At 46.1% G+C, this 8,504-nt stretch carries 8 protein-coding genes; all 8 read left to right on the top strand.

The window, feature by feature from the left end:
* Positions 1–217, top strand: a 217-nt coding sequence (locus ABYT30_RS11860) for a hypothetical protein (protein ID WP_373096645.1), incomplete at its 5' end; no start/stop codon positions are given.
* Complete coding sequence (locus tag ABYT30_RS11865) at positions 214–2,145, top strand: response regulator (protein WP_373096647.1); 1,932 nt, start codon at positions 214–216, stop codon at positions 2,143–2,145. The genes ABYT30_RS11860 and ABYT30_RS11865, both read left to right, overlap by 4 nt.
* Before the next feature lie 327 nt (positions 2,146–2,472).
* Entirely contained in the window at positions 2,473–4,365 is a 1,893-nt protein-coding gene (gene mnmG / locus ABYT30_RS11870) for a tRNA uridine-5-carboxymethylaminomethyl(34) synthesis enzyme MnmG (protein WP_373096648.1), read from the top strand.
* Positions 4,366–4,992 carry a 16S rRNA (guanine(527)-N(7))-methyltransferase RsmG gene (gene rsmG, locus ABYT30_RS11875; protein WP_373083593.1) on the top strand — a complete coding sequence of 209 codons (627 nt, stop codon included), beginning with the start codon at positions 4,366–4,368 and terminating at the stop codon, positions 4,990–4,992.
* Between the two features lie 36 nt (positions 4,993–5,028).
* Positions 5,029–5,850: a ParA family protein gene (locus ABYT30_RS11880; RefSeq protein ID WP_373083592.1), complete on the top strand. Its 822-nt coding sequence runs from the start codon at positions 5,029–5,031 to the stop codon at positions 5,848–5,850.
* Positions 5,843–6,760 (top strand): ParB/RepB/Spo0J family partition protein, encoded by a 918-nt coding sequence (locus tag ABYT30_RS11885; RefSeq protein ID WP_373096650.1) that lies wholly within the window; start codon positions 5,843–5,845, stop codon positions 6,758–6,760. Before ABYT30_RS11880 ends, ABYT30_RS11885 begins: the two co-directional genes overlap by 8 nt.
* A gap of 245 nt (positions 6,761–7,005) precedes the next feature.
* Positions 7,006–7,431 carry an ATP synthase subunit I gene (locus ABYT30_RS11890; RefSeq protein WP_373096652.1) on the top strand — a complete coding sequence of 142 codons (426 nt, stop codon included), beginning with the start codon at positions 7,006–7,008 and terminating at the stop codon, positions 7,429–7,431.
* Between the two features lie 31 nt (positions 7,432–7,462).
* Positions 7,463–8,401: a F0F1 ATP synthase subunit A gene (gene atpB / locus ABYT30_RS11895; RefSeq protein ID WP_373083589.1), complete on the top strand. Its 939-nt coding sequence runs from the start codon at positions 7,463–7,465 to the stop codon at positions 8,399–8,401.
* The last annotated feature ends 103 nt before the right edge of the window (positions 8,402–8,504 follow it).

Raw genomic sequence — 8,504 nt, forward strand, 5'->3', positions numbered from 1 at the left:
CGCCGGAGCGTTAGCATCAGTGACGACAAGTTCAGATCAGTATATCGACGAAATAATTTCCATGCTAACGGAATACATTCAAACCAATACGCTACCGGAATCTCGTCACCCTAGAAATTTTCTAGTTAAAGTTAATAAGACTGTCGCCGAATCCTTCAGAATAGAACTGCCCAGCGAAAACCAGTTACACACAACACTAGAAAAGGCTGAAAAATGAAAATCAGTCATCACCTCCGAAAAAGTACAATTTTCCGCCAAATTCTTATTGCGACCCTAACACCCGCTTTAATTCTGTTTCTGGCATTATTTGGCTACTCGCTTTTTGCGCGCTTAAATGATGCCGCACAGAGTCAAATAGAAATTGCGACCCGCATCGCCGAGAATATTTCATCAGTGAGTGAACTCGCCATCATCAGTGGCGACGATTCCCAATTATTAGACATAATGGCCTCAGCGCTAGATGACGATATTACGTCAATCACGATCTACAATGCCGAAGCGGGAAATCATCTCGTTTTAAATAATAGTCAAGATCATAATGCTAGTCATAAGGTAATAACCGTACCAATTGTTCAGCACAGTATCAGCCTAGAAGATTCAATAACGGGAGAAAATATTGGTGATATAGAGGAAAAGCTAATTGGCACCGTAAGCCTTAAGCAATCGACGGGAAAACTACTACGCCTGCAAAAAAAGATTATTAAGGTGTCAGCCCTTATTGCGCTGCTATCCACGCTAATTTTTATCAGCTTTGCCTGGTTCATTAGTCGACGTCTGTCCCGCCCCCTAGCCGAAATAAACACATTCACTAAGAATATTACCGCAGGGAAGTACGGCGCTAAAATTGAAAATATTAGTCACGGAGAATTAGGCGAGCTACAAAGCCATATCAACGAAATGGCCGAAAGTATCGAAAAGCAACAACAAGAACTAATGCAAAACTTACATAATCTGCAAATCGCTAAAGAACAAGCAGATAAAGCAAACGCCGCGAAAAGCCAGTTTTTAGCCACAATGACCCATGAGCTTAGAACACCTCTGAATGGCTCCCTTGGCATGATGCAATTACTATTAAAAACCCAGCTGAGCGCTGAACAAAATAATTATTTAACGATAGCAAAGGAATCTAGCGAACTCCTACTAAGTATTGTGAACAACATTCTCGACTTTTCAAAAATTGAGAAAGGCGAGTTACAGCTTCAGGAAAATTACTTCGATATCGTCAGTATTTTCGACAATATATTGGCTCCACTTCGCTATGAAGCAGAAAACAAGGGCTTAAAGTTCAATATTTTTATAGATCCTGAACTGAATGATATCAAGGTGTTTGGCGATGATATCCGTATTCGCCAAATATTACTTAACCTCGTCGCGAATGCAGTTAAGTTCACCCACCAAGGACGTGTCGAAATCCATCTTAGCGTCATCGAAAAAACGGATGATCAGCTCAGCTTAAGTCTAACCGTCAGTGACACAGGAATCGGTATTAATGAAGCAGACCAACAACTCATCTTCGAAAGCTTCCGCCAAGCAGATGGCAGCCATCGTCGACGGTACGGCGGCTCAGGACTTGGCTTAGCGATAGTCCGGCGGCTCTGCGACTTAATGAAAGCCGACATCGGTGTAGAAAGTACCGAGAGCACAGGGTCAATTTTCTCAGTCCGCTGGTCATGCCCCTACCAAGGATCTAGTGATCTTGAGCAAGACCAAGCCAAGGACCAAACATCCTTGCGCAGTAAAGAAGTACTTATCGTAGAAGATAACCCTGTCAATCAGCTCCTCGTTAACAAAGTATTGCAGCGTTGGGGTATGGCAACCGTCACCACGAATAACGGTGCGGAGGCCTTAATTGCAATAGAAAAACAGCAGTTCGATATTATTCTAATGGACCTACAAATGCCGGTAATGGACGGGTTTGAAACCACGCTAGCAATACGAAAGCGTCACCAATACCGCGACACCCCTATTATTGCCCTCACAGCCAATAACTTTTCTGACGATCGCGACTATTGTTTTCGTGTAGGAATGAATGATTTTCTCAGTAAACCGGTATCACTGAGCAATTTAAAGGAAAAAATGACGTTTTGGCTCGAGCAAAGGCATGGGACAAGCGCAGCTGAGGATGTGGATAACAGGCCCCAATAAACGTCATTATTCACAGCAGCCAAGAAAGACCAAAGTTATCCACATTTCATCCCCATGTCCCCCCCATGATCCTGACAGGCTCCCTGTGGATAAAACACCTAGTTATCATCTCTATAAACTATTAAAAATCAACAACTTAACAAAGTTATTAACAAAATAGGCGTTCTTAATAACTACATTAAGTATAAAGAACATAAGATATATAAAAGATATATACATAATTATTTATAAACTAGTGTACTGATTAAATTTTCACCAATTCATTGCAGGACTCAGGGATACCCGTATAATTTCGCCTCTTCTCATATTCTCAAAATAAGGTGTTTCGTGGATTATCCGCAGCATTTCGATGTTATTGTCATAGGTGGTGGTCATGCCGGTACTGAGGCGGCCTTAGCAGCTGCACGGATGGGTTGTGCCACACTATTGCTGAGCCACAACATTGAAACCCTCGGGCAAATGTCCTGTAATCCGGCTATAGGCGGGATTGGCAAAAGCCACCTTGTTAAAGAAATCGATGCCCTTGGCGGCGCTATGGCCAAGGCTACCGATCTAGGCGGTATTCAGTTTCGCGTACTTAATGCCCGTAAAGGACCAGCAGTCCGCGCCACTCGCGCACAAGCCGACCGTGTTTTATACAAAGCCGCAATTCGCACTATTTTAGAAAACCAAGAAAATCTCGCGATATTCCAACAAGCTGTTGATGATCTAATTGTTGAAAACGACGAAATTCGCGGCGTTGTTACCAATATTGGCCTGCGTTTTTTTGCTAAAAGCGTGGTACTCACTGCGGGTACCTTCCTTGGCGGGAAAATTCATATTGGCTTAGACAACCATAGTGGTGGCCGCGCAGGTGATCCGCCATCATTAGCATTGGCATCACGTCTACGTGAATTACCCTTTCGAGTTGACCGTCTTAAAACGGGTACTCCGCCAAGAATTGACGCGAAAACGGTTAATTTTGACGGACTCGAAGCTCAGTGGGGCGATACGCCGCGACCCGTAATGTCGTATTTAGGCAACCGTAGCCAGCATCCAGAGCAAGTATGCTGCTGGATTACACACACCAATGAACGCACTCATGAGATTATTCGCGGTGGCCTAGACCGCTCACCCATGTACACCGGTGTTATTGAAGGCATAGGTCCCCGTTACTGCCCTTCAATCGAAGACAAGGTTCATCGCTTTGCCGATAAAACCGGCCACCAGGTATTTATTGAGCCCGAGGGCTTAAATACTCATGAGTTATACCCAAATGGCATTTCTACCAGCTTGCCTTTCGATGTTCAGCTAAATTTAGTGCGCTCGATCAAAGGTTTTGAAAATGCCCACATGACACGTCCGGGCTACGCTATCGAATATGATTTCTTCGAGCCTCGCGATCTAAAATACTCGCTGGAAACAAAATTTGTTAAAGGCCTGTTTTTTGCCGGTCAGATCAATGGCACCACCGGTTACGAAGAAGCTGCCGCGCAAGGGCTATTGGCTGGGGCGAATGCCGCGTTGCTCGCGCAAGGCAAAGAAGCATGGTGTCCCCGTCGTGACGAAGCGTATATCGGTGTCCTAGTTGACGACCTGATAACGATGGGCACCAAAGAGCCCTATCGGATGTTTACTTCGCGGGCTGAATATCGACTCTTATTGCGAGAAGATAACGCCGACCTCCGCTTGACCGAAAAAGGCCGTGAACTCGGTTTAGTGGACGATGAACGCTGGGCGGCATTTTCCGCTAAACGCGAAAATATCGAAATAGAGCGTCAGCGCTTAGCCGACTGCTGGGTACAACCCGGCAGTGCCGAAGCCGCTATTTTGGCGGAAAAAATCGAGAAGCCACTAAGCCATGAGTACAATTTGCTCGACTTGCTTAAGCGGCCTGAATTGAAATACGTCGATTTAGCGCCGTTTGCCCACGGTGAAATAGGTATCGTTGACGAGCAAATTGCAGAACAAATTGAAATAGGCGTGAAATACGCCGGGTATATCGATCGGCAACAGCTAGAAATAGATCGCTTGCGCCGTTATGAAGACACTTCTCTACCACTGGACTTCGATTACAGCATCATTGAAGGCTTATCGAATGAGGTAAAGCAGAAGCTTGGAAACACGAGACCGCAAACATTGGCTCAGGCCTCGCGGATACCCGGTGTGACTCCGGCAGCGGTGTCCCTGTTGTTAATTTATTTAAAGAAACGTGGTTTGTTGGACAGGAAATCAGCCTGAGTGGATGTTTTAGAAAAGACCTTGTCAGCAGGGATTAATACACTCGGTCTCGATGTCAGTGCGACGCAGCAAACCTTGTTACTACGTTATGTAGCCTTGCTGCATAAATGGAATAAGGCCTATAACCTAACGGCTATTCGCGACCCTGAACAAATGATCACCCGGCATATCCTAGATAGTTTGAGTATTGCGCCGTTTATTGCGGCACAGCGCTGTTTGGACGTGGGTACCGGCGCGGGTTTGCCTGGTATACCTTTGGCGATTATTTACCCAGACAAGCAATTTGCTTTGCTAGATAGCAATGGCAAGAAAACCCGCTTTCTCATTGAAGCGAAGTTGCAACTCAAGCTCGATAACATCAGTGTACACAGCGAACGCGTCGAACAATTTCACAGTGAAGTATTATTCGATGGCATACTATCGCGCGCATTCGCCTCGCTGAAAGACATGGTGACGGGCTGTGAAGCCCTGCTAAGCCCAGACGGTAAACTCTATGCCATGAAAGGCGTTTTTCCTGAGGCAGAGTTGAGTCAATTGCCAAAACACTTTATCGTCGAGCATTCACACACGTTGACAGTGCCCGACGTGGAAGAAGCTCGGCACTTACTGCTGATTGGTCGACGTTAAGTTATCTGTCGACAAAGCACACAACAGGGATATTCCGTGGCTAAGGTATATGCAATAACCAACCAGAAAGGTGGCGTGGGTAAAACCACGACCAGCGTTAATCTGGCCGCGTCCCTGGCGGCAACGAAACGTAAAGTTCTATTAATCGACCTTGATCCCCAAGGGAACGCAACCATGGGCTGCGGTATCGATAAAGCACAGCTCAGCTATTCAGTATACGACGTTCTAGTGGGAGGACGGCGTGTTGCGGAGTCGGTTGTTGCGGCGCCAGACTGTGGTTTTATGGTATTGCCGGCGAACCAAGACCTCACGGCTGCCGAAGTCGAATTACTGAATGAAATCGGTCGCGAATTTCGCCTTCGTGAAGCCCTAGCAGCAGTGCTGGCTGATTACGATTATATTCTGATCGACTGCCCACCTTCATTAAATATGCTAACAATCAACGCATTAGCAGCAGCGACTGGGGTAATTATCCCTATGCAGTGTGAGTATTATGCGCTCGAGGGTCTAAGTGCACTGATCACTACAATTAATCGTGTTAAACAGTTAATTAATCCAAAATTAGAAATTGAAGGAATTCTGCGTACCATGTTTGATGGGCGCAATAGTCTAACAAGTCAGGTTACCGACGAATTGCGGCGGCATTTTGGCGAAAAATTATACAGCACCGTTATCCCGCGTAATGTTCGCTTGGCAGAAGCGCCAAGTCACGGGCTGCCAATTTTATTCTACGATAAGCAATCGAAGGGGTCCTTAGCCTATCTAGCCTTGGCCGGAGAAATACTGCGGCGGGCGGGCAAGTCTGACGCCTCCAATGATTTGAGTGCAAACGAACAGCTTGGGCAAATTCATGGTTAAAAAACGAGGTTTAGGTCGTGGCTTGGATGCCTTGTTGGGCGAAGCATCGACACCTGTCGCTATTCAGCCGCAGCAAAATGACGTCCAAACTAGTGACATAGCGACAGCGGATGAAGCTAAAACGGTGCAGCTAGACGGCAGTCTGCGCAATTTGCCAATCGAATTTATGCAACGTGGCCGCTATCAGCCACGCCGTGACATGCAGCCAGAAGCTTTAGAAGAGCTGGCAAGCTCGATACGTTCACAAGGAATTATGCAGCCCATCGTCGTTCGTCCGATTGAAGGTGGTCGCTATGAAATTATCGCGGGTGAGCGCCGCTGGCGCGCGTGTCAATTAGCGGGTCTGGATACAGTTCCCGCATTAATTCGCGAAGTGCCCGACGAATCTGCGGCTGCGATGGCGTTAATTGAAAACCTTCAGCGCGAAGACCTCAACCCCATGGAAGAAGCTTTAGCCATGGTGCGCTTGCAAAAAGAATTTGAATTAACCCACGCAGAAATTGCCCAGTTGGTGGGTAAATCACGAACGACCATTACCAATTTACTGCGTCTAACCGGCCTGCGTGAAGAAGTGCAGACCTTGCTGGAGAACGGCGATATCGAAATGGGTCACGGCCGTGCGCTCTTGGGTTTACCTCAAGAAGAGCAATCTGCCGCAGCGTCAATGGTTGTTAGTCGTGGTCTTTCCGTCAGGCAAACTGAGGCATTGGTGCGGCGCCTCGTCGAAGAGAAGGGTAGTAGCAAACCGCAAAAATCATTAGATCCCGACATCAAACAATTACAAGAAAGTTTGTCGGAACGGCTCGGTTCCCCCGTCGCTATTCAACACAGCGCCAAAGGTCGTGGCACTGTCAGTATTAAATACAGCAGCTTAGACGAGCTCGACGGCATTCTAAATCATATTAAATAGCGTATTTAGTATACAGTTCTGTTTAATAGCACATTATCTAGTATCTTGAAATGTAGAATCAGTGGTTTAGAGCCATAAATTCTTGATTGTAGAGATGAAAATAGTTTGTGTGAATATGTGGCATAACGATTACAAGCGCTGAAATCGGTTGAACATTAACCATATTGCCCCTATAATTCGCCCCGCTTTTTGGACAAGCAGCGCAGGCAGTAAATTAGCCTATTTTAGGCAGTAGTGGTGGCCATATGACAGCAGATCGACAGCGGAAAATCCCGCGCACTGCTCATCAGATAGCCAGACCCCCGCTGTTGAAAATATACGGATTACAAATTGCAGTTGTGCTTTTGGCCAGTGTCGCAGCACTCCCAGTGGATAAGGTTATAGCCTATTCCATTTTTATTGGGGGAATGATTTCCGTTATACCCAATGCGTATTTTGCGCGCCAGGTATTCCGATACGCCGGAGCGGCGTACGCACGTGAAGTCACCCAGGCTTTTTACCGGGGTGAGTCAGGGAAATTTATAACGACACTGGGCTTATTTGCGACAACATTCGCTTTTGTAAAACCTTTGCAGGTGTTTGTCTTATTTTTGGCATATCTAATCGTTATGCTGCTGAACGCTGTTTTACTTGCCACGCAAAAGCGCGGCCGGCAAAAAGCGTCAAATTAGCTCAACGCGTTAACATTTACGAGAGAGACACATGGCAGCTGAATCACAGTCTACCGTTGGTTATATCCAGCACCATCTTACCAATTTAACTTATGGTAAGCTTCCCGCCGGCTATGAGCGCTTAGATGACAAAGGTCAGGTACATGAAGTGCTGACTAGCGATACTTGGACCTTGGCCCACAGCGGTGCTGAAGCTTCAGATATGGGTTTTATGGCAATTCATGTTGACTCCATGTTGTGGTCAATAGGGCTTGGCTTCTTATTCTTGCTGTTTTTTGCGCGTATCGCTAAGCGTGCTCACAGCGGTGTGCCACGGGGCGCACAAAATGCCATTGAAATGATTATCGCTTTTATTGATAGCACCGTTAAAGACGGCTTCCATCATAAAAACGCTATGATTGCGCCTATGGCATTGACTATTTTCATGTGGATTATTCTGATGAATACCATGGATTTAGTACCGGTTGATTGGATTCCAGCCTTCATGGCTTGGGTAACAGGCAACCCACATTTCTTCTTTAAAGTTGTACCAACCACCGACCCGAACGTGACCTTGGGTATGGGTTTCACCGTATTTGGCTTGATGGTGTATTTCACTATCGCGAAAAAAGGCTTTATGGGTTTTGTAAAGGAGCTTACTCTGCATCCTTTCCACAGCCCCAAGTGGTATGTGAATATAATTTTGGTGCCAATCAACTTTGCACTGGAAGCAATTTCTTGGATCTCTAAACCAATCTCTTTGGGCTTGCGACTGTTCGGTAACATGTATGCAGGTGAGATGATCTTTATACTGATTGCAACTATGTTTGGTGCGGGCTTAGTACTAGGTATATTTGCAGGTGTGTTGCAGTGGGCGTGGGCAGTATTCCACATTCTCGTAATCACCTTACAAGCATTCGTCTTCATGGTATTAACCGTTGTCTACATGGCGTCGGCACACCAAATTGAAGAAGAAGACCAGTTTCACTGATTACCATTTTTATTAACTTAAAGTTGAAAGTAGGAGAACTACCATGGGTTTAGCACTGATCGCTGTTGCTTTGATGATTGGTTTTGGCGCACTGGGTACGGCC

It is taken from the genome of Zhongshania sp. (assembly GCF_041623545.1).
In the GTDB taxonomy this organism is placed as follows: Bacteria; Pseudomonadota; Gammaproteobacteria; order Pseudomonadales; family Spongiibacteraceae; genus Spongiibacter.